The sequence below is a fragment of the Methyloceanibacter sp. genome (assembly GCF_035650995.1).
In the GTDB taxonomy this organism is placed as follows: domain Bacteria; phylum Pseudomonadota; class Alphaproteobacteria; order Rhizobiales; family Methyloligellaceae; genus Methyloceanibacter.
In genome coordinates this window covers 1-26,479 of sequence record NZ_DASRGO010000062.1, presented here as the reverse complement: position 1 = coordinate 26,479, position 26,479 = coordinate 1, and the positions used below count along the sequence as shown (strand labels likewise).

Here is a 26,479-nt window from a genome sequence, read left to right as displayed (position 1 = left end):
TTCGCCTTGAGGTCACTCAGTGCACGCAAGCGCGTGCGCTCGTATTTGCCGATCCAGCGGTCGGCGATCTCCTGAATTGGCACGGGATTGAGGAAGTGCAGCTTCTCGCGGCCGCGCTTTTGCGTCGCGACCAGATTGGCGGCTTCGAGAATGCCGAGATGTTTGGTCACCGCCTGCCGCGTCATACCGTGCCCCTGGCAGAGCTCGTTCAAAGTCTGCCCGTTGCGAGCCTGGAGCCTGTCGAGCAGTTGCCGTCTGACGGGATCGGCAAGGGCTTTGAAGACAGCGTCCATGCTCATGAACTCTAATATGCAACCTTTTGGTTGCCTGTCAAGAGATGCGGAGCTTCTACTGAAACGAACGCTGTCATGCCCGAGCTTGTGCCGCGCATCCACGTTGTGCCGCGCGATGGACGTGAGCAATTCGTGGATGGCCGGGACAAGCCCGGCCATGACGACCGCCTTCTTGTGAGGGTGAGCGACTAGCTCGTCTGCTCGGAGGCTTCGGTGCCGGACGCGGCAGCTTCGGTCGCCGGTTTGAGAGTCACCGACTCGCCGCAGCCGCAGGCGCTCGTCTGGTTCGGGTTGTTGAACACAAAACCAGAGCGCATCTTGTCGGTGCGGTAGTCCATCTCGGTACCGAGCAGGAAGAGAACTGCGGTCGGGTCGATCAGCAGCCTGACCCCCTTGTCCTCGACGAGCTCGTCGTGGGGACCGGCTGCTTCCGCATATTGCATGGTGTACTCCATGCCGGCGCAGCCGCCATTCTTCACGCCGATGCGCACCCCGGCGATGGTCTTGCCGGAGGCTGCGGTCAAAGCCTTGAGGCGTTCGGCGGCGGCCTCGGTGAGGCGCATCACTTGCGGGCGGGGACGTGCGGTCATGGCTCGAAGTTGGGGTAGGTCGCGGAAGCCTTCAAGGGCCTGTCAGAACATGTTGAGGGCAAGCTTCGCCTCCTCCGACATGCGGCTCATATCCCAGGGCGGATCGAACACGAGGTTCACTTTGACCTGGCCGACGCCCGGAACAGCCGAAAGCGCATTCTCGACCCAGCTCGGCATCTCGCCGGCCACCGGACAGCCCGGCGCGGTGAGCGTCATGTCCACCTCGATATTGCGGTCGTCGTCGACGTCGAGACGATAGATCAGGCCGAGCTCGTAGATGTCGACCGGGATCTCGGGATCGAAAACGGTCTTGAGCGCGGCGACGAGGTCGGTGCGCAAGCGCTCGAGCTCCTCGGGAGGGATCGCCGAGCCGTCGCCCTTCGGCGCTTCGGCCGTGGAGGATCCACCCTCTCCGCCGCCCGTTGCGCCGACGCAAGCCTTGATCTCGGCAGGCTCCTCGGCCGCCACCGTCGCTTCGTTTTCTTGAACCTTCTCAGTCATTTAATGCATCCGGCTCACGAAAACATGTCACGCGCCTTATGCAGCGCCTCGACCAACCGGTCCACTTCCTCGACGGTATTATACATGGCGAACGAGGCCCTGCACGTCGCCGTGACGCCGAAACGCGCCAAGAGCGGCTCGGCGCAATGGGTGCCGGCCCTTACCGCCACGCCGTAGCGGTCGAGGATGGTGCTCACATCGTGGGGGTGCGTCCCCTCCATATTGAAGGAGATGATGCTGCCCTTGTTCCGCGCCCGTCCGTAGATGCGGAGCCAATTCAGCTCGCCGAGGCGGCCCATAGCATAGTCGAGCAGCACGTCTTCGTGCGCCCTGATCGCTTCGCGGCCGACGCCCTCGACATAATCGATGGCGGCGCCGAGGCCGATCGCCTGGACGATGGCCGGCGTCCCCGCCTCAAAGCGGTGGGGCGGCTTGGCATAGGTGATCTCGTTCTGCTTGACGTAGCCGATCATCTCGCCGCCGCCCTGATAGGGCCGCATCGATTCGAGCAGGGCCTTCTTCCCGTAGAGCACGCCGATGCCGGTCGGGCCGTAGAGCTTGTGCCCGGTGAACACATAGAAATCGCAGTCGAGGTCCTGCACGTCGACGGGAAGATGCACCGCGCCCTGCGCGCCGTCGACCAGGACGGGGACGCCGCGCTCATGCGCGATCCGCACCACCTCCTTGATGGGCACGATGGTGCCGAGCACGTTCGACATATGGGTGATGGCGATCATCTTGGTGCGCGGGCTGATCAGCTTCACGAATTCGTCGAACAGGAAATCGCCCTCGTCCGAGATCGGCGCCCATTTCAGGACGGCGCCCTGCCGCTCACGCAGGAAGTGCCATGGCACGATGTTGGAATGGTGCTCCATGATGGTGAGGAGGATCTCGTCCCCCTCCCCGATATTCGGGGCGCCGTAGGACGAAGCGACGAGGTTGACCGCTTCGGTCGCGTTGCGGGTGAAGATGATCTCCTCGTCGAACCGGGCATTGATGAAGCGGCGGACGGTCTCGCGCGCCTTCTCGAAATTGGCGGTGGCGATATTGCTCAGATAATGCAGGCCGCGATGCACGTTGGCATATTCCCCGGCATAGGCGCGCTGGATGGTGTCGAGCACGACCTTAGGCTTCTGGGCCGAGGCGCCGTTGTCGAGATAAGCGAGAGGCTGCCCGTGTACCTTGGTGGCAAGGATGGGGAAATCGGCACGGATCGCCGCAATGTCCAAAGGACCCGCGACCGGTTTCAGCTCTTTCGGCGTAAGCACGGTCATGGGTGGTTCCTTCACTCCGCGGCGACGCCGAGCCACTCGGCCGAAGCCCTCGACAACGCCTCCCGCACGTCCTCGCGCGCCACGCGATCGATCGCGTCGCCGATAAAGGCCTGGATCAGGAGCGCGCGCGCCTCGTCCTTCGGGATGCCACGCGCCTCGAGATAGAACAGCAACTCCTCGTCGATCTGGCCCGAGGTCGAACCGTGGCCGCAGGCGACATCGTCGGCGAAGATCTCGAGTTCAGGCTTGGAATCGAATTCCGCCGTCTCGGAGAGGAGAAGCGCCTGAGCCATCTGCTTGCCGTCGGTCTTCTGCGCGTCCGGGGCGACGATGATCTTGCCCTGGAAGACGCCGTGCGCCTCGCCATCGAGCACGGCCTTGAACAGCTCGCGGCTGGTGCAACGCGGCACCGCATGCTCGACGAGCAGCGTCGTGTCGCAATGCTGGCGGCCGCGCATGAGGAAGGCGCCCGAGATGTCGAGGGACGAGCCCTCGCCGGCAAAGCGCGCGAAGGTCTGGCTGCGGACAAGAGCACCGCCGGTCGAGAACTGAAAGGCGTTATAGCGCGCGTCGGCGCCGATCTCGACGAGGGCGGTGGCGAGATGAACGGCGTCCTCGCCTTCGCGCTCGATCTTGATGTGGTCGATCGCAGCCTTGGCGCCGATGCGAAGCTCGATGACGGCGTTGCGCTGAAGGCCCCGGAGCCGCCCGAGGCTCGCATGGCTCTCGATCAGGGTCGCGGCGGACGACGGCTCCGCGACCACGAGGCTCCGAGTGAAGATCGAAGCGGGCTCGCCGGTGCCGTCGAGATGAACGATGTGGATCGGCTTGTCGAGAGTAACAGCCTCGCCTACCCGCAAAACCACACCGCCCGTCATCAAGGCCGAGTTGAGGGCAAGGACGCTGTCGTCAGGGCGCGGGTTGATCGCGCCGAGCGCCTGTTTGAGCCAGGTCGAGGGCTTCTCGAGCGCCGCAGCGAGCGAAAGAGCTTCGACGCCCGCCTCCCTGAGTGCCGCGAGATCAGAGAGGTCGGCCCTGAGCTCGCCTTCGACCATGAACAGGTGAAAGGCGGGAAGCTCGGCGAGCGAGGGCCCAAGCGCGCGCCTCACGTCGCCGGCGCCGACCGGAAGCCCGACGGCACGGATCAGCGGATGCACGTCCCCGAGCAGAGCGCGGAGGTCGGTATATTTCCACGCCTCGATACGGCGATGCGGAAGCCCGAGTCTGGCGTAGGTCTCGATGGCTTTGTTGCGCAAACCCGCAACGAAGGGATCGTCCGCGCCGGGTAACGCCCCGCGCGCCGCCGCGAACATGTCGAGAAAGCCCTGTTCGCCCTTGGTGCGGAACTGTTGAACGGGCAGCTCCATTCGTATGCCTCTAATCTTCTTTGCGCCTGATCTTATCGGAAAACCGGTTCCCGCTTTTCCGGATCATGCTCTAAGCCGCCTTGCCGCCGAATTCCGCGTAGCCCGACTCTTCGAGCTCGAGCGCGAGCTCGGGTCCGCCCGACCGGGCAACACGACCGTCGTGCATGACATGCACGCGGTCCGGCACGATGTAGTTCAGAAGCCGCTGATAGTGGGTGATGACGAGCATCGAGCGCTCCTTGGAGCGAAGTGCGTTCACGCCTTCGGCCACGATGCGGAGCGCGTCGATATCGAGACCGGAATCGGTCTCGTCGAGCACGCAAAGCTCTGGCTCAAGCAGGGCCATCTGTAAAATTTCGTTACGCTTCTTCTCGCCACCGGAGAAGCCGACATTGAGCGGGCGCTTCAGCATCTCGGGATCGATCTTGAGCCGCTTCGCCTTCTCACGCACGAGCCTGAGCAGGTCGGGGGTCGAGAGCTCGGGCATCCCGCGCGCCTTGCGCACGGCATTGAGCGCCGCGCGCAGGAAGGTCATCGTGGCGACGCCGGGAATCTCCATCGGATATTGGAAGGCGAGGAACACGCCGGCCGCGGCCCGCTCGAACGGCTCCATGGCCAGCAGGTCCTTGCCGTTCCAGGCGATCGAGCCGGCGGTGACCTCGTAGTCCTGCTTTCCGGCGAGCACATAGGCGAGGGTCGATTTGCCCGAGCCGTTGGGGCCCATGATGGCGTGCACCTCGCCCGTGGGGATCGTCAGGTCGACGCCCTTCAGGATCTCGCGGTCCTCGACATTGACGTGAAGGTTCTTGATCTCAAGCATTACGATTCGTCTCTAATTCCTTGGCATTGACTCTTGATTGGACTCCGTCATGGCCGGGCTCGTCCTGGCCATCCCCGATTTGATGCTTTGCCGCCGGCGAGAAATCGTGGATGGCCGGCACAAGGCCGGGCATGACCGATATGTGCCGAAGGGCGGCGTTACCCAACGCTGCCCTCCAGGCTGATGCCGATGAGCTTCTGCGTCTCGGCCATGAACTCCATCGGCAAGTGCTGAATCACGTCGCGGACGAAGCCGTTGACGATCAGGGCCACGGCCTCCTCGGGCGAAAGGCCGCGCGAGAGGCAGTAGAACAACTGATCCTCCGAGATCTTGGAGGTGGTCGCCTCGTGCTCGAAGGTCGCGGAAGCGTTCTTCGCCTCGATATAGGGCACGGTATGCGCGCCGCATTTGGAGCCGATCAGGAGCGAGTCGCAATTGGTGAAGTTGCGCGCATTGGTGGCGCGCCGGTGCGCGGAGACGAGCCCGCGATAGGTGTTGTTGGAGTGGCCCGCGGCGATGCCCTTGGAGATGATGCGGCTCGAAGTGTCGCGGCCGAGATGGATCATCTTGGTGCCCGAGTCGACCTGCTGATGGCCGTTCGAGATGGCGATCGAGTAGAACTCGCCTCTTGAGCCGTCGCCGCGCAGGATGCAGGACGGGTACTTCCAGGTGATGGCCGAGCCGGTCTCGACCTGGGTCCAGGAGATCTTGGAGCGCGCCCCCCGGCAATCGCCGCGCTTGGTGACGAAATTGTAGACGCCGCCCTTGCCGTTCTTGTCGCCCGGATACCAGTTCTGCACCGTCGAATACTTGATCTCGGCATCGTCGAGGGCGATCAGCTCGACCACGGCGGCGTGCAGCTGATTCTCGTCGCGCATCGGCGCGGTGCAGCCCTCGAGGTAGCTCACATAGGCGCCCTTGTCGGCGATGATGAGCGTGCGCTCGAACTGGCCGGTCTTCTCGGCATTGATGCGGAAATAGGTGGAAAGCTCCATCGGGCAGCGCACGCCCTGCGGCACGTAGACGAACGAGCCGTCGGAGAACACCGCCGAGTTGAGCGTGGCGTAGAAATTGTCGGTGATCGGCACCACCGAGCCGAGATATTTCTTCACCAGCTCGGGATGGGTCCTGACCGCCTCGGAGATCGAGGAGAAGATGACGCCGGCCTTGGCCAGTTCCTCCTTGAAGGTAGTGACCACGGAGACCGAGTCGAACACGGCATCGACCGCCACGCGCCCCTCGAGGCGCGCACTCTCGACGCCGGCCAAGACCTCCTGCTCCTTCAGCGGAATGCCGAGCTTGGCGTAGGTCTTGAGCAGCTCGGGATCCACGTCGGCGAGGCTCTTCGGTCCTTCGGTGCTCTTCGGCGCGGAATAATAGTAGAGGTCCTGGAAGTCGATCCTGGGATAGTGGACGTTCGCCCAGGTCGGCTCCTGCATGGTCAGCCAGCGGCGATAGGCCTCGAGCCGCCAGTCGAGCAGCCAGTCGGGCTCGCCCTTCTTGGCCGAGATGAAGCGGACCACCTCCTCGGACAGGCCCTTGGGGGCCGTGATCGACTCGATGTCAGTGAAGAAGCCGTATTTGTACTTGTCGACGTCGATCTCGCGAACGCGGGCGACTGTCTCTTGCACTGCTGGCATTGGCCTTGCTCCAACTTCCTGTCGAAGGCGCGGGCTCGTTAAGCCGCAGCCTTGGGGCTCTGCTTGAGCCGCTTGATCAACTCTCCAAAGGCGCCCAGGAACCTCTCGATAGCGTGGCTCGTGGTGCCAAAACCAAGGCTTACGCGGATCGCTCCTTGCGCAAGCTCCGGTGCCACGCCCATGGCGCTCAAGACGTGCGACGCTTCGACCTTGCCCGATGAGCAGGCCGAGCCTGCGCTCACCGAAACGCCGGCAAGATCGAGCCCGATCACGAGGGTCTCGGCTTTGACGCCTGGGACCGCGATGCAGCTCGTGTTCGGGAGCCGCTCGACGCCTGCCGACACAACCACCGCATCGGGAGCGATGGCGCGGGCGCCGGCCTCGAGGCTATCCCTCAGGGCCTTGATGCCAGCGGTCTTGGCGATATCGCCAGCGGCAAGCTCGGCGGCAACGCCGAAGCCGACGATGCCGGGGACATTTTCGGTCCCTGCCCGTCTCCGCCTCTCCTGGCCGCCACCCTTGAGCAGCGGCTCGACGGAGACCCCAGGCTTGAGGACGAGAGCGCCTATCCCCTTCGGTCCGCCGATCTTGTGGGCCGAAAGGCTCAGCATGTCGGCACCAAGCGAGGCCAAATCCAGCGGAATCCGTCCCGCCGCCTGAACGGCGTCGCTGTGCAGGAGACCTCCGGCTTCATGGACGATTGCGGCGGCCTCCGGCACGGGCTGGACCGCGCCCGTCTCGTTGTTCGCAACCATCAGGGAAACGAACGGCCTCCAACCCCCCAAATGGTGCTTCTCAAGCTCTTTCGCAAGGACGGCGAGGTCGGCAAGGCCGTCCTTCGTGACCGGGATGATGGTCGTGGTCTCGCGATAGAAGCGGCCTCCGGCAAGCACTGAAGGATGCTCGACGGCGGAGAGGTAGCAGTGCCAAGCCTGGCCGCCCTGGGCCGCAAGCGCGAGCGCATTCGCTTCGCTCCCGCCGCTCGTGAAGATCACGTCCTCGGGTGCAGCGCCCGCGAGCTTTGCCACTTTCGCCCTCGCCTGCTCGACCAGGGCGCGCGCGGCCCTGCCCTCCTCATGGACCGAGGAAGGATTGCCATGGACATGCAAGGCATCGACGATCGCCTCGCGCACCTCGGGGCGGAGCGGAGCTGTCGCGTTGTAGTCAAGATAGGAGCGCTGGTTCATCGATAGCCGAAACTCGCGGCCGATCGCCGCCGGTTAGCGCTTGCACGAGCCCCTACCGCGCGTGCTATGAAGCGCGGCCTGAAGTCGGGACCGCTCCGAGTGCCCAGCTTCTCGGGACGGCCTTGTTTGGAACAATTCTAAATCTTAGATTTCGTATAGGGTCGTGGGGCGGCGGAGTCAAGGTTTGCGGCGGGGCTTCGCACGCCCCATGTGCCGTTTTCCGCGCCAGCACGCGCCCTCCTTCTCCTAACGGCGTAACGTCGGTGTCGAGGCCAGTGTTTCATGCCTGAAGTCAATATCAGCGGTCCGGCCGGTCGGATCGAAGCGCGCTATCATCACGAGCGCACCCCTAACTCCCCGGTCGCTCTCATCCTGCATCCTCATCCGCAGTTCGGCGGGACGATGAACAATCAGGTGGTTTATCATCTGTATTACGCCTTCCAGCGGCGCGGCTTCTCGGTGCTGCGCTTCAACTTCAGAGGCGTTGGCCGGAGCGAAGGGCTGTTCGACAACGGCCCCGGCGAACTCGCCGACGCCGCGACCGCTCTCGACTGGCTGCAGACCTATAATCCGGATGCGCAGACCTGCTGGATCGCCGGCGTCTCGTTCGGCGCGTGGATTGCCATGCAGCTCCTGATGCGGAGGCCCGAAATCGAGGGCTTCATCTCGGTCGCGCCGCCCGCCAATCTCTACGACTTCACCTTCCTCGCCCCCTGCCCGTCTTCAGGGCTCATGGTGAACGGTGCAAAAGATCGAGTCGTGCCAACGGAGTCCGTGCGCGGGCTCGTCGAGCGTCTCAAGACGCAAAAAGGCATCGTCATCGATCATGCGACCGTGCCGGATGCCAACCATTTCTTCGAGGGCCGCATGGACGGGCTCATGGAGGTGGTCGATGCCTATCTCGACAAGCGGCTCGGCAAGGTCAAAAAGAAGAGAGAGTCGGCGGCCTGAGCCTTGCCCTTAGCGTCAGGGCCGGCCCTGTGATAGGAGGCTTGGCGGCAAGAGCGTCCGAGGGCCAGGCCGGCACCACCCATGAGCAAAACGAAATCGGACTTCCTGCACGAGCTGAAGGCGCGCGGCTTCATCCATCAAGTGACCGATGAGGCGGGGCTCAGTTCGCTCCTAAAGTCGGAGCGCGTGACCGCCTATATCGGCTTCGATGCGACGGCGCCAAGCCTCCATGTCGGCAACCTCGTGTCAATCATGATGCTGCGCAAATTGCAGCAGGCCGGCCACCGCCCGATCGTTCTGATCGGCGGCGGAACCACCAAGGTCGGCGACCCCTCCGGCAAGGATGAGTCGCGCAAGCTCTTGAGCGAGGGCGAGATCGGCGCCAATGTCGCCGGCATCGAGACCATTTTCCGGCGTTTCATCAGCTTCGGTCAGGGCTCGACCGACGCGATCATGGTCAACAACGCCGACTGGCTCGACCGCCTCGGCTATATCGAGTTTCTGCGCGATTACGGACGCCATTTCAGCGTCAACCGCATGCTCACCCAGGATTCGGTCAAGCTCAGGCTCGAGCGCGAGCAGCCATTGAGCTTCATCGAGTTCAACTACATGGTGCTGCAGGCCTACGATTTCGTGGAGCTTCATCGACGGTTCGGCTGCCGCCTGCAGATGGGCGGCTCGGATCAGTGGGGCAACATCGTGGGCGGCATCGAGCTCGGGCGGCGCACCGACGGCGTGGAACTGTTCGGGCTCACCTCGCCGCTGCTCACCACCGCCTCGGGTGCCAAGATGGGCAAGACGGCGGCGGGCGCAGTGTGGCTCAACCCCGACATGCTCTCACCTTACGACTATTGGCAATACTGGCGGAACACCGAGGATGCCGACGTGCCGCGCTTCCTCAAGCTCTTTACCGAGCTCCCGCTGCCGGAAATCGGTAAGCTTGCCGAGCTCGAAGGGGCCGAGCTCAACGAGGCGAAGAAGGTGCTCGCGACCGAGGCCACCGCTCTCGTGCATGGTCGCGACGCCGCCGACCGCGCGGCCGAGACGGCGCGCGCCACGTTCGAGGAGGGCGCGATCGCCGCAAGCCTTCCCACCTTCGAGGTTCCGCGCGCCCAGCTCGAAAAAGGCTGGGGCGTGCTCACCGCCAACACCCATGTCGGCTTTGTCGCTTCGACCGGAGAGGCAAGACGCCAGATCAAGGGCGGCGGCATCAAGGTGAACGACGTCGCCGTCACCGACGAGAAGCGAATGCTCACCCTTGCCGACCTCACGCCCGAGGGCGTGATCAAGCTCTCGCTCGGCAAGAAGCGCCACGCGCTGATCAGGCCGGTGTGACTGGATCGGCTATTGCGGCGGGGCAAAGCCGCCTGATGAGGCGCCGCTCGGCGCTGCGGCGGCCGTGTCCGGCACCGAGCCGGTAAACTCGAAGATCTGGCGGAAGATGCCCGGCGTCATCACCGAGACGGGGTTGACGAGCACGGAAGGGTCTTCGAGGTTCCCTCTGATGGCAAAGGTGATGCCCACGAGCCCCTCCCCTTGGCGGCCGGTCAACACCGGACCGAGAATGGGGATGTTCCTGAACGCCGAGTTGAGGCCATAGAGCGGCACATAGGTGCCGCCGAGATCGACGGTCTGGGCCTTGAAATCGACCGTGCCGCGCATCGTGGCGCCGAGTTGCGGTCCGTTCATATAGGCATCCTGCAAGCGGAACTTGCCGCCGCCCACCGAGAAGGGGGCGCGCAATTGCTTGAACTCGATGCGGGTCCGCTGCGCCTGTTTTTGCGTGCCGAGCACCGCCCGCGAGTTCGGGTCGGTGAGCACATCGTTCACCACTTCGTCGCCGAGAACGGCGAAGTCGCGGGTCCAAAGCGTGCCGCTCTTCGTGCCGGGTCCTCCGGCGTCGAGATTGACTTCGAGCGAGGCCTCGCCGCCATCGACATTGGGATAGAAGCCGACGAGACGGAAGGCCGCGCCGGCATCGCGCGCCTCGGCCCTGATCTCGCGCACGCCGCCGTTCGTCTCTAGCATCACGGCGGCCGGCGCTTTGCCGTTCAGATCGCCTCTCGCTTCGAGCGCAACGACCCGCCCGTTTCGCTTCTTGAAACTGACATGAACGTTGCGCGCGTTCGTGTCGTAGAAGCCGGTCACCGTGTCGATATCGGCGGTCAGATCGACGCCGAAGGGATCCGCGGGCTCCGCCGTTTCGTCGGTGAACTGGCCGGCGGCGAACAGCGAGCGGAAGAACTCCTTGCCGTTATAGGTCGGACCGGTGGCCCTGATGTCGAGCACTTGGTCGTCGCGCACGGTCGCGGTGATCTCGAGATGGGTGAGGAAATCGATGGAGAAATCGGAGAAGTAGAAGCCCTTCAGGTGCTGCTCGGGGTCGAGCACGATGTCGCCGGCGATATTGAGGTCGTCTCCGACCATCTTGAAATTCTGAAACGTGGTCGAGCCGTCTTCCTGCTGCACCTTGTCGAAGGTAAGGCTGGCAGCGCGGCCGACTGGCTTGGTCCAGCCCATTGCAGCAAACACCAGCCTGGCGTTGGTAAGATCGGCGGTGAAGCTCATGGCGGGCGCCGCTTGGCCGAGGCCGGCAAGCGACAAGGTGACGGGTATCGGCCCCTTCACAAGGTGATTGACCTTGAACCCGAGCTTCTCGCGCGTCGCTTCGTCGAGCGTGGCCGTTACCGTGATCGGCGGCTGGAGATCGTCTGTGGCGTAGAAGACGCGTTGCCAGGTAAGTTCGGCCGGAATTCCTTTGACCTGAACAGGACCTTTGACTTCGACCCCAGCCTCGGTGACGTTCACGTCCAGCGAACCGGCCTCGATACCCATGTTGCCGGCGAGATTGGGCGCGACCGCCTGATCGAGGCGCGCCATGCCCCTGAGTTTGACCTCCTTGAAGGTCAAATCCTCCTTGAGAGGCATCGATAGGTCGAAGCCCCCTTCGGCAGTGCCACCGAGAAAACCGGGCTTGAGCCCGACGGCCCTTAGATAGCCGAGCGGCTCCCCGTCGAGGAGCGCAAGAACGGCCGGTGTCGCCGCCTTGGCTTTGAAGGAGACGGCGCCCTCCTGTGGATCGGGGCGAAGGTCGGCAATGTAGAAGCGCCCCTCGCTGAGTGAAATCTCCTCCCCGGTCGAGGGCACGATGAGCTTGCCTTGCGGAATGTCCACCGACATGGCGGTACCGTCGATCACAAACTTGGCGTCGCCGGTGACGACCGGCGGCAACTTCTCCATGTAGGCGATGCTCAACCCGGTCAGATCGAGCTCGACGTTGATGGCGCCGTCCGGTGCATCTCCGCCCGCCTCGATCTTGGCAAGCTCGCCTGCCGCCAGATTCACCTTGAACTTACCGCCGAGAAGCTGACCGGCCCCAACCCTCTGCAGCGTCCAGTCGCGTGCATTACCGGCCAGGAATTTGGGCCAGAACCGCTTAAGCATATCCATCGACATCGGACTGAGCTCGCCCGCGATATTGATTTCGGGCGAGCCCGGCGCGTCGTGGATCGACCCCGCAAAGGAAATCGATGCACCTCCTGCGCGGATGACAAAGCGGGAGATCGTCAGGCGCCCATCGGCGGGCGCCACGTTTCCCGAGACTTGCCACTCGTCGACGCGCACGGGAGGTAGACCGAACTCCTCGACGGCAAGCACGGCGTCGTTGGCTTTCAGGGTGAAGTCCCAGGCCGTGGCCGCGCCGTTTGAGTCGCGTACCGGGCGCACCTCCCCGCTCACCGTCGCCTTGCTCTTTCCCCAGGCTAGTGTCGAGGGTGATATCTCGACGATGTCCTTTTCCTTGCGATAGCGCACGAGCAGGTTGCCATGGTCGATGCGCATGGGGTTGTCGGGATCCCAGGCGGGGCTAATCTGACCGCTTTCGAGCTCGAGCTTGGCCTCGCCGCCAAGGAACTGACCGGAACTCGACAGTTCGAGTGTGCTCTCGCTGTTCACCACCATGTCGAGGGCCCTGAGCGCCTTGAGCGACGGGAAATCGCCGGCGAGCCCCGAGGGCACGAGATTCTGGATGAGCGTGGTGATGGCGAAGCTCTGGCGTCTGGTACGCTGTTCGGCACGGACTTCGACCTGCCAGTCGCCCTTGGTCGAGGCGACATTGGCCTGGCCGATGATGATGCTCCGGCTATCCCGGTGATCGAGGTCGATGGCGAAATCGGGGACCTGCCAGGACGTCTCGGTGCCGTTTTGGTTCAGCACAACGAGGGCGTTCTTGAAGCCGAACCGCGTGAGGTATGAGGTGTTGCCTCTCCGCGCGCGCTGGAACATCTCGGTAAGGTCGAGCCTACGGCCGCTTATCTGCACGACGTCCGGGCGCTTCGCAATGACCGTCTCCGTCGCCGGCGGCGTCTCCACCGCCGGAGATCCCTCTGCCGGTAGCGAGCCGCGGATCAAGGTTTCGCTCTCGGCCGCGGCCGGCTTTTGAAAGGTCAGCGTGACTCCCTGCTCGGGACTGTAAAAGAGCAAAAGACGCGGTCCGATGAAATCGACGCTTCCAGGCGCGATCTTGCCCGAGAGAAGCGCTGCGCCGCTCATGCCGATGGCGGCGAGCGGGGCCTGCGCCACGATCGAACCGTCCTGGTCGATCAGGCGGATGTTGATCAAGCGGAAGAGGACGCCGGGTCCATCCGGTGTGCGCGTCAGGATCGCACCGTCAATCTTGACATGCATATCGGTGAGCTGGCCGTTGATCGCGGACTCGAGCGTCGGCACGAGGCTCGGCAGAGAGATCGGTCCCCGCGCGAGCCGGCCATAGCCCCCGACGATGGCGAGCAGACCAACGACGAGGATGCCGGCGAAGATCTCGCGGCAGAGATGGGCACCGCGAGAGGAAAGCTTGGCAAGCTCGATCTGAACCGGAGGCGGGACTCGCTTCACCAGCGCCCTGCCCCGCTCGGGCAAGGCCAGCAGCGCCTTGCCGCCTTCGGCAAGGACCTTGCCGCCCTCGGCGAGCGCCTTGCCGCCTTCGGAGAGCGCTTTGCTGCCTCCTGAGGTGAGCTTGGCAAGAGCACCTGCGAGCGGCTCGTTCATTCAGTCACAGGTCCCCGACAAGGTCTTCCCAGCGCCCGTTGCCATCCACCCTAATGGACGTCCGCAGCCTGACAAACGCGAACGGCACCGCCCTCGAAACTCTAGGCGACGCCCCGACTTGCTCTTGCTGTGCTCTACATCCCCCAAGTCGAGCCCTCGTACTCCCCCTAAGTCGCCGCGCGCGATGCGGCAAATCAGTGTGAGGGCAGATCATTAAGAGGCGGCAAAATCGGCCAAAGGAAGGCGGCAAACCCCTTCCCTTGCCAAGACTTAGCCGGACCGCAAGAAGACTTGCCTCACCCTGGAGAAGCCCCATGACAACCGGGAGGCGAGGCGATATTGTTGGGAAGAGGATGAATGCAGGGGTCTGCGGCCCCCCGGTAGATAGGGACAATGCCGCAGAACCCTCGAGGGCGGCTTTAATTCTCCTAGTTGCGAGTTTAGCGCCTGGTCCAACGTTGGCGCTGCGTTGTTGTATCGGATGGGGAGGTACCACGTATGTTCACGAAGAAACCCGAGCCAGGCGAGAGTGTGACGAAATTGGGGGAGCGGCCGAGCGGCGAGTCCAAGTCCCCCTTTACCGAGCGTCCAGCCACTTATGCGGCCAAGGCCCCGAGCCCGGCCGCGAGCAAGATGGTCCCGTCCATCATCGGCGAGGACCTGATCATCAGCGGAAACGTCAGCTCCAAAGGCGAGATTCAGGTCGATGGCGAGATTCAGGGCGACATTCACTGCGGCTCGCTCCTGCTCGGCGACAAGTCGCAAATCATGGGCAACGTGATCGCGGAAGACGTTGTCGTGCGTGGCCGCGTCAACGGATCGATCAGGGGCTTGCGCGTAACGCTGCAGGCGCAGTCCCACGTCGAGGGCGACATCTTTCATCAGAGCCTTGCCATCGAGCAGGGCGCCTATTTCGAAGGGAAATCGCGCCGCTCGGACGATCCCTTGGCCGAGGTGAAGGCCGTTCCCGGCTCCGGAAGTGTGCGTCCCGAGGCGAAGCCCGCGGGCCTCGATACGCGCCCGGCCGAACAGGCGAGCACGTTCGGCGGCGGCACGAGCCCGTTCTCGACCCGCGCCGCGGAATAGCGAAAGACGGGTGGCCCCGCCAAAGGGGCCACGCCGCTCCGGCCTTAGGCCTTCGCGTCGGCGTGGATGCGCTCGGCGAGCGCCGCCTCGATGAAGCGATCGAGATCGCCGTCGAGCACGGCCGAAGGGTTCGTGCTTTCGACGCCGGTACGCAGGTCCTTCACCAGCTGATAGGGCTGCAGCACGTAGGACCTGATCTGATGGCCGAAGCCGATATCAGATTTGGCGGCGGCCGCGGCCTGCGCCTCCTCCTCGCGCCGCTTCAGCTCAGCTTCGTAAAGCCGCGCGCGGAGCATGGCCCAGGCCGTGGCGCGGTTCTTGTGCTGCGACCGCTCGTTCTGGCAGGTCACCACGATTCCAGTCGGGATATGCGTGATGCGCACGGCGCTGTCCGTCGTGTTGACATGCTGGCCCCCCGCCCCTGACGAGCGATAGGTGTCAATGCGCACGTCCTTGTCGTCGATCTCGATGTCGATCGTGTCGTCGATGGCGGGATAGACCGAGACCGAGGCAAAGCTCGTGTGGCGCCGCGCGTTTGAATCGAAGGGCGAGATGCGCACCAGCCGGTGCACGCCCGACTCGGTTTTGAGCCAGCCATAGGCGTTGTTGCCCTTGACGAGGATGGTGCCCGACTTGATGCCGGCCTCTTCGCCGTAGTGCTCGCCCATAATCTCCACCTTGTAATCGTGCGCTTCGGCCCAGCGCACATACATGCGCATCAGCATCTGCGCCCAATCCTGACTCTCGGTGCCGCCCGCCCCGGCGTGGATCTCGACATAGGCGTCGTTGGCGTCGGCCTCGCCCGAGAGCAATGCTTCCACCTCGCGGGTATGGGCTTCACTGCGCAGCTTGTTGAGCGCGCCCTCGGCCTCGGCGACGACGCTTTCATCGCCCTCCTCCTCGCCTAGGGCGAGCAGCGCCACATTGTCGTCGAGATCGCGCGAGATGCGGTCGTAGGCGCTAAGCGACGCCTCGATCTGCTGGCGTTCGCGCATCACCCCTTGCGCGCGGCGGGTATCGTTCCAGAAATTCGGCGCCTCGACCTCGCGGTCGAGCGCGCTGAGCCGCTCCCGCGCCTTATCGGGGTCAAAGATGCCTCCTGAGCAGAGACAACGATTCCTTGATCTCGTTGACGACCGACTCGGTTTCAGCGCGCATCGTATCCTCTGTGCACGGGAAGGGCGGGAGTGCCGGCGGGGAGCGCCGGCAAGCGCCTGCCAACAAGCTTACTGGCTTAGTAGAGGCCGCCGGGCCCCGCTGTCAAAGCGTTGCTTGGCGGCGGCGGGGGCGGAGCCACCCTCTGCCGGCGCGGCGGGGGCGCGGCAGCGGGCTGAGGCGCCAGTCCCGCATCGGGCGGCGGAGCCGCATCGGCCGCGGCGTCGGGCTCCGGCGCAGCGCCGGTATTGACATCGTCGGCCGCCGCTTCGCCGCCGTCGCCAAGATCCTCGGCTATCGAGCCGGCCGGTTCCTCGCCCGGCTTGAAGGCCTCGAGGATCGCCGTCTTGTCCCCGGGAGCGGCGGGCAGGCCCGTCTTGTGGTTGACCCTGACCAGCTTGATGCCCGGCGGCGCGCGGAAGGGAGTGGGCGGGGTGCCGGCGAGCGCCTCGCGCATGAAATCGCGCACCACGGGCGCGGCGAGCATGCCGCCGGTCTCGCCATGACCGAGCGAGTTCGGCTGGTCGAAACCGAAATAGACGCCGACGACGAGATCGGGCGTAAAGCCGATGAACCAGGCGTCCTTGTAGTCGTTGGTGGTGCCGGTCTTGCCGGCGATCGGACGATTGAGCACCTTCAGCTTCTGCGCCGTGCCGCTCTGGATCACCCCTTCCATGATGTTGACCATCTCGAAGGCAGACATCGGATCGACGATCTGCTTGCGGTCATCGACGAGCTGGGGCTCCTCTTGACCCTTCCACTCGCGCGCGGCGCAGGCGCTGCAATCGCGGTTGTCGTGGCGCCAGATGGAGCGGCCGTAGCGGTCCTGGATGCGATCGATAAACGTCGCCTTGATCTGCTTGCCGCCGTTATCGAGCATGGCGTAGGCCGTGACCATGCGGAGCAGCGTGGTCTCACCCGCGCCGAGTGCCATCGACAGCGCCGGCATCAGATTGTCGTACACGCCGAAGCGCCGCGCATATTCGACGATGATCGGCATGCCGATCTCGTTGGCGAGCCGCACCGTCATCAGGTTGCGCGAATGCTCGATGCCGAAGCGCAATGTGGACGGACCCGCCGCCGACCCGGCCTCGTAGTTCTTGGGGCACCATTGCGGCATCCCCGCGCCTTGAGAGACGCAAATCGGACCGTCGACGATGATGCTCGACGGCGTGTAACCGTTGTCGATCGCGGTCGTGTAGATGATCGGTTTGAACGATGAGCCTGGCTGCCGTCGCGCCTGGGTCGCGCGGTCGAATTGGCTTGCCGCGAAGCTGAAGCCCCCCACGATCGCAAGCACCCGCCCGGTATGCGGGTCCATGGCGACGAGCGCGCCGCTCACCGCCGGAATCTGTTGCAGCGACCATTGCCCCTTGAGGCTCGGGTCGGGGGCGCCGGGCGTGCCGTCCTCAGCAGGCTTTGGCGCCCGCGGCGATACATAAACGACGTCGCCCGGCTTCAACACGGCGCTCACCGAGGCGGGCGTCCCGCCGAAGGTCAGCCCGACCTTAGGCCGCGCCCATTTGACTTCCTCGTAAGGAATGATGCCGGTCTCACGTTCCTTGACGATAGCGCCCTGCGGGGTTCGCCCCGGACGGAGCCCGATCGTCGCCTTGTCCTTTTGCACATCGAGCACGACGGCAAGCCGCCACGGATCGATGTCGTTCCACACCGGCATCGAGGCGAGCGTCTTGCCCCAATCGCCCTTGATATCGATGGTCTTCACCGGGCCGCGCCAGCCGCTGTGACGGTGATCGTAGGAGACGAAGCCGTTGATCAGCGCCGTGCGCGCCATGCGCTGGAGCTTGGGATCGAGCGTGGTGCGCACCGAGAGGCCGCCGCCATAGAGCTTGTCTTCACCGAAACGGTCGAGGATCTCGCGCCGCACTTCTTCGGCGAAGAATTCGGAGGCAAAGATCTTGGCCCCCGGCGTACGCTTGGTCACGCCGAGCGGAGAGGCCTTGGCCTTCTCGCCTTCCTCGGCCGTGGCGAAGCCGTTCTCGACGATGCGATCGATCACCCAGTTGCGGCGCGCGACGGCGCGGTCGGGGTACTTGAACGGGTCGTAGTTCGACGGCGCCTTGGGCAAGGTCGCAAGATACGCGCAATCGCCGAGCGTGAGTTCGTTCAGAGCCTTGTCCCAATAGGTCTGGGCGGCGGCGGCAACGCCATACGCGCCGGCGCCGAGATAGATCTCGTTCAGGTAGAGCTCGAGAATCTGCTCCTTGGTGAAGGCGCGCTCGATGCGGATGGCGAGGATCGCCTCCTTCAGCTTGCGCTCGACGGTCTGGTCGCTGGTCAAGAGAAAGTTCTTGGCCACCTGCTGAGTGATGGTCGAAGCGCCAACCACACGGCGGCCTGACTGCACGTTGCTCAGATTGGTGACGACAGCGCGGATAATGCCCTGAATGTCGAGGCCGCCATGCTGATAGAAGTTCTTGTCCTCGGCGGAGATGAAGGCGTTGGTCACGCAAGGCGGGATGGCGGTGATCGGAACATAGATGCGCCGCTCGCGGGCAAACTCGGCGATCAGCTCGCCGTCATTGGCGTGTATGCGGGTCATCACCGGGGGCTCGTATTTGGCGAGCACCTCATAGTCGGGAAGCTCGTTCGAGACTTTCCACAGCACGAAAGCCGCAGCGCCGGCCACGGCAATGAACAGAATCATGCTCGCGGCGAACATGAAGCCCAGGAAGCGCAGGAAAAAGCCGCCGCGGCGGCGGCGCCGGCGTTGCTCCGGCGGCTTGACTGGAGCCGTAATATCCATGTTTTCAGACCCGTCCCGTCCCCCGGTTTTAAGCGCGCGGGGCACCCAAGGCAACCGTAGCTAAGATTATGGCAACAAAACGCTGGCCGAGGCGGGAAAATCGCTGGACGACACGCGCGCGCGACACCGAGCGCCTCGCCGCGGCTTCCGCGCGAGGTCATGTCAAAGAGCGTGCCCCCCGAGGGAGGGGGATGGCGCGCCGAAAAGCGCAAACCTATGGTGTCCGCATCTCCTTTTGGGAGACACGGCGGGCGCCTCTCGGCGCGCCACACGCGCTTCATTTGGAGTGCGCGACCCGCGCTTCGCGCTGCTTGAGCGCATAACGCAAGCTTCCGCGCACGCCGAAGCGCATGCTCATTTGCGGCGATTTAGCGAACACCGGGCCTCGCTTTAGGTTAGGGCGCCACGCTTTGAGCGCAGTGCCCAGATCATCAGCCAGCTCCTGGCAGGGACTCGTAGTGGTCCCGGGAGGAGCCCCAATGTCCGCCCGAGTGCCCATGCTGCGTGCATGAACCCGCGGGGCGCCGCACCCCGTCCCGCCTCAACGACGCCTCGCGAAAGCGCCCCTCAAAGGACGAGGTGAGCGGAGTGTAATGCAGCTTCGCAAGCCGGGGATAGGTTGCTCGTCCTGACGGGATCGCTACAGCCACTCCCTCGTGGCGTCGAGAAAGCCCTTAACAAATCCCAGCCTAACCAGCATCGCCTTCAAAAATATCGGCTCGTAGCGTGGCGTAGGTTTGCGTTTCAGGCGTGATTAGGGCTGTCAACGTGTCTCGCATGAAAGCTTTGCTATCGTTGCCAACCCCTATCAGCTCGAGGATCCTTTTGCATGCCTTATAAATCTCGCCCGACGCCGATTTAACATCGTCCGCGGAATGCCCGCGCCCCACAGAAGATGCCAATGCTGCGGTCTTCGCTGTCAGAAGCGCTTCCCAACGCTCAGCCATGAGCCGCCAAGCTGAAGATGCCAAGTCATGAAGGCGTCGAAGAGCGAGGATTTTCCATTCCCGTTTGGACCTGTGAGCATTACCAACTTCGCGGTGGCCGGAATGCCACTGATCTTGAGGTCCGTGACGCGTCGGAAATTTAGCAGGCGTATAGATTTTATATGCATCTCGCGTCCATTGGCGGCACTCACTCCGCCGCTTGCGTCTCCGCGGGGCGTTTGGCACGGGTGCTGCGCCGCTTCAGCACCTGCTTAAGATAGTGCGCGGTGTAGCTCTCTGGGGAGGCGGCGATCCCGCTCATCATCGCATCCTACTTGATCAGATCGTCGTAGTCGGCGTGCGAGCCGATCCAGAACCAGAGCATGCCATCGTCAACCTCGACGGCGAGGGCTCGATAATGAAGGCCAATGCGAGCGGACCAATAGGGACCGACGGGCTTGAAATGCAACGACGGGTGCTGAGGGTTCTGCTTTAGCAACGCGAATCTCTTGTCGGCGAGAGCGCGAACCCTCCCGGGCAGGCCCTCATAAGCCTCCCAAAACCTTGGGCTGGCGAGGTGCCTCATAGATCGCGGGCGAGACCCTTACGATGGGCCCGGATGGCGTCGTCGGCGAGCTTGTCGAGCTTGCCGGCCTTGGCGTCGCGCTCGATCTTCTCGTCGAACAGCCGCGCGTCATAGTCCTCGAACCACGCGCGAAACCTGGCGAGCTGCTCGGGCGTGAGCTTGGTCACGGCCTTTTCGATGTCTTCGACAGTGGTCATGACTGGAGGACATATCACAGACAACCACAAGATCGAAGTCACAAGGGCCACGCCGAGATTGGAGGCTCTGCTTACCGGCTCTTGGGTGCCGTTGAAGATTGAGGGTTTCCGTGCAGCGTTATGGCAGCCTCACCTCACCGCGAAGACGCGGCGTTGGCGGCGGGCACGAAGACGCCGAGCGCCTTGAGGCGCTTCGCGGCCTCGGCCTTGGCCTTGTCGTCGTAGGCCTGGCGGCTCGCAAGCGACAGCGCCTTTTCGTAGTCGGTGATCGCCTTGTCCTTGTCGCCCTTCGCTTCGTAGGCGCGGCCACGATCGGCATAGGCGCCGGCAAGGTCAGGATCGAGCGCCAGCGCCTTGTCGAAATCGGCGAGCGCAGGATCGACCTCGCCGCGCGCGAGATGAATCCAGGCGCGGGTGTGGCGGGCGTTCGGCTCCTCGGGCAGGAGGCTCACGGCGCGGTCGGAATCGGCGAGCGCCTGGTCGAGATCGCCCTTCTGCGCGAGTCCCCAGGCGCGGCCATTGAGCGCCCGGCCCTCGTTCGGCGCAATGGCGAGAACTTTCTCGTAATCGGCGATCGATTTCTCGGTCTCACTCATGTCGTCATAGAGCGCGGCGCGGTCGGCGAGCGTGTCCGGGTCCTCGGGCGCGAGCTTCACCGCGGCGTCGTAGTCGGCGAGCGCGCGGGTGAAATCGTTCTTGAGCCAATAGGCCCAGCCGCGATTGCGCAGCGCATTGACGTGATCGGGCTTCAGTTTGAGCGCGGCGTTCAAGTCGGCGATGGCGCCGTCGTACTGGCCGAGCTTGATCAGCGAGTAGGCGCGGCCGTTGAGATTGTCGGGGTTCTGCGGATCGAGCTTGATCGCTTCGTCATAGGCCGCGACCGCGCCCTCGTGCTTGTCCAGTTGCGCGAGCGCCCAGGCGCGGTTGGCGTGGCCGAGCGCATAATCGGGCTTGAGCGCGACCGACTTCTCGAAATCATCGAGCGCGTGCTTGATATCGCCGAGCTCGGCATAGGCGTTGCCGCGGTCGATCAGGAGCTGGACGTTGTCGGGATCCGCCTCGACCGCGCGGTTATAGTCGTTCAGCGCGCGCGGGTAGTCGGGGAGCTGCACGTAGGCCCAGCCGCGATCGTAGTAGATGCCCTCGAAGTCGGGTTTGAGCCTGATGGTCTCGGTGTAGTCCGAGATGGCGCGCTCGTAGTCGCCGAGCTCGACATAGGACGAGCCGCGGGCGCGGAAGGCCTTGGGATCGGTGGCGTTGATCTTGATCGAGCGGTTGAAGTCGGCGATCGCCTTCTGATGGTCGCCCTTCTTCTGGTAGCCGACGCCGCGATTGTAATAGGCGATGGCGAAGTTGACCTTGCGCTCGTTGCCCTCGGCGATGATGCGGTCGCACCCCAAGATGATGCGGTCGGCATCGTCGGAGGCGCAGTCGTTCCAGTCGGAATCGCTGTCGGCGCGCGCGAACGTTGGCGCAAGCGCGAGACTCGCGAGGACGATGGCGGCGGCGAGGCGCATGCACCCTCCGGGACGGGAGCTATGGGAGACGAGCTTATCCCTATCCGGAGGGTGCGCGAAGCCCGGCCGGCGCTCCGTCAATAATCGACCTTAACCAGATAAAGTCCTTGCGGGGGCGCGACGGGCCCGCAGGCCTTGCGGTCGCGCGCTTCGAGCGCCGCCTTAAGGTCGGAGGCGCCCCACCTGCCCTCGCCCACGAGCTTGAGCGAGCCCGCCATCGAGCGCACCTGGTTGTGCAGGAAGGAGCGCGCCTTCGCCTCGATGCGGATGATCTCGCCGTGGCGCGACACGTCGAGCCGGTCGAGCGTCTTGAGCGGCGATTTCGCCTGGCATTCGGTCGAGCGGAAGGTGGTGAAGTCGTGGTGGCCGAGAAGCACCTTGGCCGCCTCGTTCATCGCCTCGGCGTCGAGCGGGCGGAACACGCCCCAGGCGCGGTTCCGCTCGAGCGCAAGCGGCGCGCGGCGGTCGATGATGCGGTAGAGATAGGCCCGCGCTTTCGCCGAGAGGCGCGCGTCGAAGTCGGGCTCGGCGCGCTCGCACAGGAGCACGCTGACGGGATCGGGCCTGAGGGTGGCATTGAGCGCGTCGCGGATCGTGCCGGGGTCCCAGTCCTTGATGAGATCGAAATGGGCGACCTGGCCGAGCGCGTGCACGCCCGCGTCGGTACGGCCGGCGGCGCGCGGCACGGTGTCTTCGCCGGAGAAGGCTTTGATGGCTTCGGCGAGACGGCCTTGCACCGAGCGGCCGTTCTCTTGCATCTGCCAGCCGACGAAGGGCGTGCCGTCATATTCGAGAATGAGCTTGTAACGCGGCATGGCGGTCAGTCTGCTTGACCTCGACAAATAACCACCTCCGTCATGCCCGGCTTTATGCCGGGCATCCACGATTTTTCGCTGGATGAAACGTTTGAAGACGTGGATGGCCGGGACGAGCCCGGCCATGACCGATCAAGAATTAAGGAATAATCGTTCCACTGGTGAGGGGTGAACCACGCAAGAACTCTTCCGCTGCCATCGGCTTCCGCCCGGCGCGCTGGACCTCGGTCAAGCGCACCGCCCCTTCCCCGCAGGCGACGGTGAGCCGGTCGTCGAGGAGAGCGCCTGGTATTCCAGCGCCTTCCGCGATCTTGGAACGCAGCACCTTGATCCGCTCGCGCTTGCCGCCGAGTTCGACCTCGAACCAGGCGCCGGGATGGGGCGAGAGCCCGCGGATGCGATCATGCACGTCGCGGGCAAGCAGCCGCCAGTTGATGCGTGTCTCCTTGGGATCGAGCTTCGGCGCACAGGTCGCCGCCTCGTCGTGCTGCGGGCGGCAAGCCAGCTCGCCCTTCTCGAGCTTGGCGAGCGCCTCGACGAGAAGCCGGCCGCCGAGCGCTGCGAGCCGGTCGTGCAGATCGCCCGCCGTCTCCTCGGGACCGATTCCGACGCGCGCCTCGAGGCAGACCGGACCTGCATCGAGGCCCTCGCCAATGCGCATGATGGTGACGCCGGTCTCCCTGTCTCCGGCCATGATGGCGCGGCTGATGGGGGCGGCGCCCCGCCAGCGCGGGAGCAGCGAGGCGTGGACGTTGAGGCAGCCGAAACGCGGCGCCTCAAGGATCGCCTTGGGCAGGATGAGGCCGTAGGCGACGACGACCGCGACATCGGGCCGAAGCGCGCGGAAGCGCTCGTGCTGCTCGGCGCTCTTGAGCCGCTCGGGCGTCAGGACAGGGAGCCCCGCCTGCTCGGCCGCCTGATGCACCGGCGACTTGCGAAGCGCCATGCCGCGGCCGGCCGCGCGCGGCGGCTGGGTGTAGACGCTCACCACCTCGTGGCCCGCGCCGAGGATGGCCTGAAGGGTCGGCACGGCGAAGTCGGGCGTGCCCATAAAGACAATGCGAAGGGCCATGTGCCCTTATGTCATTGCTGCCGCTCGGCGGGCAATCAGCGCTTTTCGCGATAGAGGCCAACCACGGCGGCGAGCGCGCTCAAAGAGGCGATCAGAAACAGCACGGACAGGACGCCTTCGCCCACGTTCCAGCCCTCGAGCCGGGCGAGATCGTAGAGCACGTAGATGGCGAAGGTGAGCGCGAGCCCATAGAGATAGGGGCGGCCCTTGAGGGCAGCCAGGACGGCAATGACGGCGACGGCGCCCTCGATCAGGATCGCGGCGATCAGCATTCGCGGAGCCTCCTGCAAGGCGCCGGCTACAAGGCGCCGGCGCGCTTCTGCTTGGTGAACTTGCGCACCACCATGTCGCGCTTCAGCCGCGACAGATAATCGATGAACAGCACGCCGTTCAAATGGTCGATCTCGTGCTGGACGAGGGTCGACCAGATGCCTTCGAACTCGGCCTCCTGCTTCTTGCCCTCGCGGTCGATATAGGCGACGCGGGTCTTGGCCGGCCGCTCGATCTCGGCGGTGAAGTCGGGGATGGAGAGGCAGCCCTCCTCGTGGGTGCGCATCTCGTCGGACCGATCGAGGATCTCGGGGTTGACCATGACGAGCGGGGTCTTGGGCTCATCGTCCTTGGCCGGGTCCATGACGATCAGCCGCCTGAGCACGCCGATCTGGGGCGCGGCGAGCCCGATGCCCGGCGCGTCGTACATGGTCAAAAGCATGTCGTCCATGAGGCGGCGCAGGTCGGCGTCGACGCGCTCGACGGGCTTCGCCGTCTTGCGCAGGACGGGATCGGGCAGCGTGAGGATCGGTCTGATGGCCATTTGAGCGGCTGACATAGGGTTGCGGCGGGTCCCGGTCAATATGTTCCTGTTTTGGTCTAATGGAACGAATCGGGCTATAGGTTCTCATATGGCCCTTGCGCCCATCCAGATCGGAAGCGTCACCCTCGATCCCGTGCTCGCCCTGCTCGCGCTCGCGGGCCTTGCCGTGCTTGCGCTGCTCGCGCTTGCTGTCACGCTCATCGTGCACATGAAGGGGCGGCGGCGCGAGGTCGAGGCGCAGGCCGCCGAGCTTGCCGAGCTGAAAGGCCGGCTGCAGACCTTCGCCGAGATCAGCGTGGCGCGCCAGGGCGACATCGCGCGCGCGGTCAACGAGCGGCTCGACCGCATGACGCATCGCGTCGGCTCCGACCTCAACGAGACGGCGCGCAAGACCAACGACTCGATCGCCAAGCTGCACGAGCGGCTTGCCGTGATCGACAATGCCCAGAAGAACCTGACCGATCTCTCGACCAACATGGTGAGCTTGAAGGAGATCCTCGCCAACAAGCAGGCGCGCGGCGCCTTCGGCCAGATGCGCATGGAGAGTATCATCATCGACGGGCTGCCCAAGGGCGCCTACACCTTCCAGGCCACGCTCTCGAACGGCAAGCGGCCCGATTGCCTCCTGCACATGCCGAACACCCGCGCAGGCGTGGTGATCGACGCCAAGTTTCCGCTCGAGGGGTTCGAGGCGTTCCGCACGGCGCGCCGCGAGGAAGAACGGAAGGAGGCGGCGCGGCGCGTGCGCAACGACGTCGCCCGCCACATCGAGGCGATGGCCGAGCGCTATTTCCTGCCCGGCGAGACGCAGGACACGGCCATTCTGTTCGTGCCTTCGGAGTCGGTCTATGCCGACCTTGCCGAGCATTTCGACGATCTGGTGCAGAAGGCGCACCGCTCGCGCATCGTCATCACCTCGCCCAACATGCTGATGCTCGCGGTGCAGACCATGCAGGCGATCCTCAAGGACGTGAAGATGCGCGAGCAGGCACATCTCATCCAGCGCGAGGTGGTGCACCTGATGGAAGACACCGTGCGGCTGCGCGAACGGGTGCTCGATCTCCAGCGCCATTTCGGCCAGGCCAACGCCGATATCGAGAAGATCCTCACCTCATCCGAGAAAGTCACCGCGCGCGGGCGCAAGATCGAGGCCTTGGAGTTCGAGGAGGCGGCGCAAGCGGCCGAGATCGAGCATGAAGGCGCCAACGGTGCAGTGGCCCCCTCACCCTCTCCCACCAGGCGAGAGGGTGATTTGCGAGCCCGCCAAACCGGGGAGCGGGGCAGCGGCGGAGCCCCCTCACCCGGCGCCTCGGCGCTTGGCGCCGACGCGCCGCCCTCCCCGCAACGGGGAGAGGGAAATCAGCGGCGGACCGGCGGGCCGCGCATCGTGCGCCAGCCCGATCTCCTCGCCGGCGAGTGATGGGCGAAGAGTCGATCGGCAGCGGCGTCGTGCTCGGCCAGGTTCTAGCCGGGGGCGCGGCGAGCCTTATCAATCTCGTCATCCACGCTGTTCTGCTCGCCGCCGTGGTGTGGACGGTGCGGCGGCTCGCGGTGAGCGACAAATTCGTGCCGCATCTTGCCCAATACACGCTCGTCATCGTCGCCACCGGGACGCTGCTCGTGGCCGGACATTTCGCCGAGGTGGTGGTGTGGGCGGCAACCTACGGGCTGGCCGGCGCGGCGCCGCCCGGCCCGTCCCTCGTCTATGCCGCCTTCGGCAACTACACGACGCTCGGCTACGGCGATGTCATGCTCGCACCGGCCTGGCGGCTGCTCGCGCCCATGACGGCGCTGAACGGCATCATGCTGATCGGCTGGTCGACGGCGCTCATCATCGAGATCCTGCGGCACGGCGGCGAGACGGCGCCTTGTTCT

Annotated in this window: 23 protein-coding genes; 5 read left to right on the top strand and 18 right to left on the bottom strand. The window is 64.6% G+C overall.

Annotated features, from left to right (window positions below):
* From VFB18_RS05375 to VFB18_RS05340, 8 genes are all read right to left on the bottom strand, one after another.
* The coding region (locus tag VFB18_RS05375; protein ID WP_324971893.1) for a metalloregulator ArsR/SmtB family transcription factor at positions 1 to 293 on the bottom strand (293 nt) is incomplete at its 3' end.
* Between the two features lie 188 nt (positions 294 to 481).
* Entirely contained in the window at positions 482 to 883 is a 402-nt protein-coding gene (locus tag VFB18_RS05370) for an iron-sulfur cluster assembly accessory protein (protein ID WP_324971890.1), read from the bottom strand.
* 42 nt (positions 884 to 925) lie between these two features.
* On the bottom strand, positions 926 to 1,384 hold the full coding sequence (locus tag VFB18_RS05365) for an SUF system Fe-S cluster assembly protein (protein WP_324971887.1): 459 nt from the start codon (positions 1,382 to 1,384) through the stop codon (positions 926 to 928).
* Between the two features lie 14 nt (positions 1,385 to 1,398).
* Positions 1,399 to 2,658 carry a cysteine desulfurase gene (locus tag VFB18_RS05360; RefSeq protein WP_324971885.1) on the bottom strand — a complete coding sequence of 420 codons (1,260 nt, stop codon included), beginning with the start codon at positions 2,656 to 2,658 and terminating at the stop codon, positions 1,399 to 1,401.
* Between the two features lie 11 nt (positions 2,659 to 2,669).
* Positions 2,670 to 4,025: a Fe-S cluster assembly protein SufD gene (gene sufD / locus VFB18_RS05355; protein WP_324971881.1), complete on the bottom strand. Its 1,356-nt coding sequence runs from the start codon at positions 4,023 to 4,025 to the stop codon at positions 2,670 to 2,672.
* 70 nt (positions 4,026 to 4,095) lie between these two features.
* Positions 4,096 to 4,845, bottom strand: coding sequence for a Fe-S cluster assembly ATPase SufC (sufC, locus tag VFB18_RS05350; RefSeq protein WP_324971879.1), 750 nt, complete (start codon positions 4,843 to 4,845; stop codon positions 4,096 to 4,098).
* Positions 4,846 to 5,003: 158 nt separating this feature from the next.
* On the bottom strand, positions 5,004 to 6,485 hold the full coding sequence (gene sufB / locus VFB18_RS05345; RefSeq protein ID WP_324971874.1) for a Fe-S cluster assembly protein SufB: 1,482 nt from the start codon (positions 6,483 to 6,485) through the stop codon (positions 5,004 to 5,006).
* A gap of 38 nt (positions 6,486 to 6,523) precedes the next feature.
* Positions 6,524 to 7,672 (bottom strand): cysteine desulfurase family protein, encoded by a 1,149-nt coding sequence (locus VFB18_RS05340; RefSeq protein WP_324971871.1) that lies wholly within the window; start codon positions 7,670 to 7,672, stop codon positions 6,524 to 6,526.
* Positions 7,673 to 7,954: 282 nt separating this feature from the next.
* On the opposite strand from VFB18_RS05340, the gene VFB18_RS05335 reads away from it, so the two are divergent.
* Together VFB18_RS05335 and tyrS are read left to right on the top strand one after the other, a co-directional pair.
* The gene (locus VFB18_RS05335) at positions 7,955 to 8,623 is read left to right on the top strand and encodes an alpha/beta hydrolase (RefSeq protein ID WP_324971868.1); all 669 of its coding nucleotides are present in this window, start codon (positions 7,955 to 7,957) and stop codon (positions 8,621 to 8,623) included.
* Between the two features lie 81 nt (positions 8,624 to 8,704).
* Positions 8,705 to 9,958, top strand: coding sequence for a tyrosine--tRNA ligase (gene tyrS / locus VFB18_RS05330; RefSeq protein WP_324971865.1), 1,254 nt, complete (start codon positions 8,705 to 8,707; stop codon positions 9,956 to 9,958).
* A gap of 9 nt (positions 9,959 to 9,967) precedes the next feature.
* On the opposite strand, the gene VFB18_RS05325 is transcribed toward tyrS, so the two are convergent.
* Entirely contained in the window at positions 9,968 to 13,669 is a 3,702-nt protein-coding gene (locus VFB18_RS05325) for an AsmA-like C-terminal domain-containing protein (protein WP_324971862.1), read from the bottom strand.
* A 498-nt stretch (positions 13,670 to 14,167) separates the two neighbouring features.
* Here VFB18_RS05325 and VFB18_RS05320 point away from each other — a divergent pair, with 498 nt between their 5' ends.
* A complete protein-coding gene (locus VFB18_RS05320) occupies positions 14,168 to 14,755 on the top strand; it encodes a polymer-forming cytoskeletal protein (protein WP_324971859.1) in 588 nt (195 codons plus the stop codon).
* Between the two features lie 44 nt (positions 14,756 to 14,799).
* Here VFB18_RS05320 and prfB read toward each other — a convergent pair.
* The 9 genes from prfB to def form a co-directional block, all read right to left on the bottom strand.
* A protein-coding gene (gene prfB / locus VFB18_RS05315) for a peptide chain release factor 2 (protein ID WP_324971856.1) occupies positions 14,800 to 15,913 on the bottom strand; the annotation gives its coding sequence in 2 pieces (ribosomal slippage) (positions 14,800 to 15,843 and positions 15,845 to 15,913; 1,113 coding nt in all).
* A gap of 76 nt (positions 15,914 to 15,989) precedes the next feature.
* Complete coding sequence (locus VFB18_RS05310; RefSeq protein ID WP_414675651.1) at positions 15,990 to 18,593, bottom strand: penicillin-binding protein 1A; 2,604 nt, start codon at positions 18,591 to 18,593, stop codon at positions 15,990 to 15,992.
* 1,341 nt (positions 18,594 to 19,934) lie between these two features.
* A complete protein-coding gene (locus VFB18_RS05305; RefSeq protein ID WP_414675650.1) occupies positions 19,935 to 20,102 on the bottom strand; it encodes a hypothetical protein in 168 nt (55 codons plus the stop codon).
* Positions 20,103 to 20,185: 83 nt separating this feature from the next.
* The gene (locus tag VFB18_RS05300) at positions 20,186 to 20,386 is read right to left on the bottom strand and encodes a hypothetical protein (protein WP_324971848.1); all 201 of its coding nucleotides are present in this window, start codon (positions 20,384 to 20,386) and stop codon (positions 20,186 to 20,188) included.
* A gap of 134 nt (positions 20,387 to 20,520) precedes the next feature.
* Positions 20,521 to 21,903, bottom strand: a complete 1,383-nt coding sequence (locus VFB18_RS05295) for a tetratricopeptide repeat protein (protein WP_324971846.1) — start codon at positions 21,901 to 21,903, stop codon at positions 20,521 to 20,523.
* A gap of 77 nt (positions 21,904 to 21,980) precedes the next feature.
* Positions 21,981 to 22,718, bottom strand: a complete 738-nt coding sequence (gene truA, locus VFB18_RS05290; protein WP_324971843.1) for a tRNA pseudouridine(38-40) synthase TruA — start codon at positions 22,716 to 22,718, stop codon at positions 21,981 to 21,983.
* 139 nt (positions 22,719 to 22,857) lie between these two features.
* On the bottom strand, positions 22,858 to 23,790 hold the full coding sequence (gene fmt / locus VFB18_RS05285; RefSeq protein WP_324971840.1) for a methionyl-tRNA formyltransferase: 933 nt from the start codon (positions 23,788 to 23,790) through the stop codon (positions 22,858 to 22,860).
* A 35-nt stretch (positions 23,791 to 23,825) separates the two neighbouring features.
* Complete coding sequence (locus VFB18_RS05280; protein WP_324971837.1) at positions 23,826 to 24,062, bottom strand: hypothetical protein; 237 nt, start codon at positions 24,060 to 24,062, stop codon at positions 23,826 to 23,828.
* Positions 24,063 to 24,088: 26 nt separating this feature from the next.
* A complete protein-coding gene (def, locus tag VFB18_RS05275; RefSeq protein ID WP_324971834.1) occupies positions 24,089 to 24,604 on the bottom strand; it encodes a peptide deformylase in 516 nt (171 codons plus the stop codon).
* Positions 24,605 to 24,692: 88 nt separating this feature from the next.
* Here def and VFB18_RS05270 point away from each other — a divergent pair, with 88 nt between their 5' ends.
* On the top strand, positions 24,693 to 26,024 hold the full coding sequence (locus VFB18_RS05270) for a DNA recombination protein RmuC (RefSeq protein WP_324971830.1): 1,332 nt from the start codon (positions 24,693 to 24,695) through the stop codon (positions 26,022 to 26,024).
* On the top strand, positions 26,024 to 26,479 hold a 456-nt coding region (locus VFB18_RS05265), incomplete at its 3' end, for an ion channel (RefSeq protein ID WP_324971827.1). The genes VFB18_RS05270 and VFB18_RS05265, both read left to right, overlap by 1 nt.

Coding starts and splice junctions, on each gene's coding strand:
- VFB18_RS05370 (WP_324971890.1), bottom strand. CDS start 883: ATGACCGCACGTCCCCGCCCGCAAGTGATGCGCCTCACCGAGGCCGCC.
- VFB18_RS05365 (WP_324971887.1), bottom strand. CDS start 1,384: ATGACTGAGAAGGTTCAAGAAAACGAAGCGACGGTGGCGGCCGAGGAG.
- VFB18_RS05360 (WP_324971885.1), bottom strand. CDS start 2,658: ATGACCGTGCTTACGCCGAAAGAGCTGAAACCGGTCGCGGGTCCTTTG.
- sufD (WP_324971881.1), bottom strand. CDS start 4,025: ATGGAGCTGCCCGTTCAACAGTTCCGCACCAAGGGCGAACAGGGCTTT.
- sufC (WP_324971879.1), bottom strand. CDS start 4,845: ATGCTTGAGATCAAGAACCTTCACGTCAATGTCGAGGACCGCGAGATC.
- sufB (WP_324971874.1), bottom strand. CDS start 6,485: ATGCCAGCAGTGCAAGAGACAGTCGCCCGCGTTCGCGAGATCGACGTC.
- VFB18_RS05340 (WP_324971871.1), bottom strand. CDS start 7,672: ATGAACCAGCGCTCCTATCTTGACTACAACGCGACAGCTCCGCTCCGC.
- VFB18_RS05335 (WP_324971868.1), top strand. CDS start 7,955: ATGCCTGAAGTCAATATCAGCGGTCCGGCCGGTCGGATCGAAGCGCGC.
- tyrS (WP_324971865.1), top strand. CDS start 8,705: ATGAGCAAAACGAAATCGGACTTCCTGCACGAGCTGAAGGCGCGCGGC.
- VFB18_RS05325 (WP_324971862.1), bottom strand. CDS start 13,669: ATGAACGAGCCGCTCGCAGGTGCTCTTGCCAAGCTCACCTCAGGAGGC.
- VFB18_RS05320 (WP_324971859.1), top strand. CDS start 14,168: ATGTTCACGAAGAAACCCGAGCCAGGCGAGAGTGTGACGAAATTGGGG.
- VFB18_RS05310 (WP_414675651.1), bottom strand. CDS start 18,593: ATGTTCGCCGCGAGCATGATTCTGTTCATTGCCGTGGCCGGCGCTGCG.
- VFB18_RS05300 (WP_324971848.1), bottom strand. CDS start 20,386: ATGACCACTGTCGAAGACATCGAAAAGGCCGTGACCAAGCTCACGCCC.
- VFB18_RS05295 (WP_324971846.1), bottom strand. CDS start 21,903: ATGCGCCTCGCCGCCGCCATCGTCCTCGCGAGTCTCGCGCTTGCGCCA.
- truA (WP_324971843.1), bottom strand. CDS start 22,718: ATGCCGCGTTACAAGCTCATTCTCGAATATGACGGCACGCCCTTCGTC.
- fmt (WP_324971840.1), bottom strand. CDS start 23,790: ATGGCCCTTCGCATTGTCTTTATGGGCACGCCCGACTTCGCCGTGCCG.
- VFB18_RS05280 (WP_324971837.1), bottom strand. CDS start 24,062: ATGCTGATCGCCGCGATCCTGATCGAGGGCGCCGTCGCCGTCATTGCC.
- def (WP_324971834.1), bottom strand. CDS start 24,604: ATGGCCATCAGACCGATCCTCACGCTGCCCGATCCCGTCCTGCGCAAG.
- VFB18_RS05270 (WP_324971830.1), top strand. CDS start 24,693: ATGGCCCTTGCGCCCATCCAGATCGGAAGCGTCACCCTCGATCCCGTG.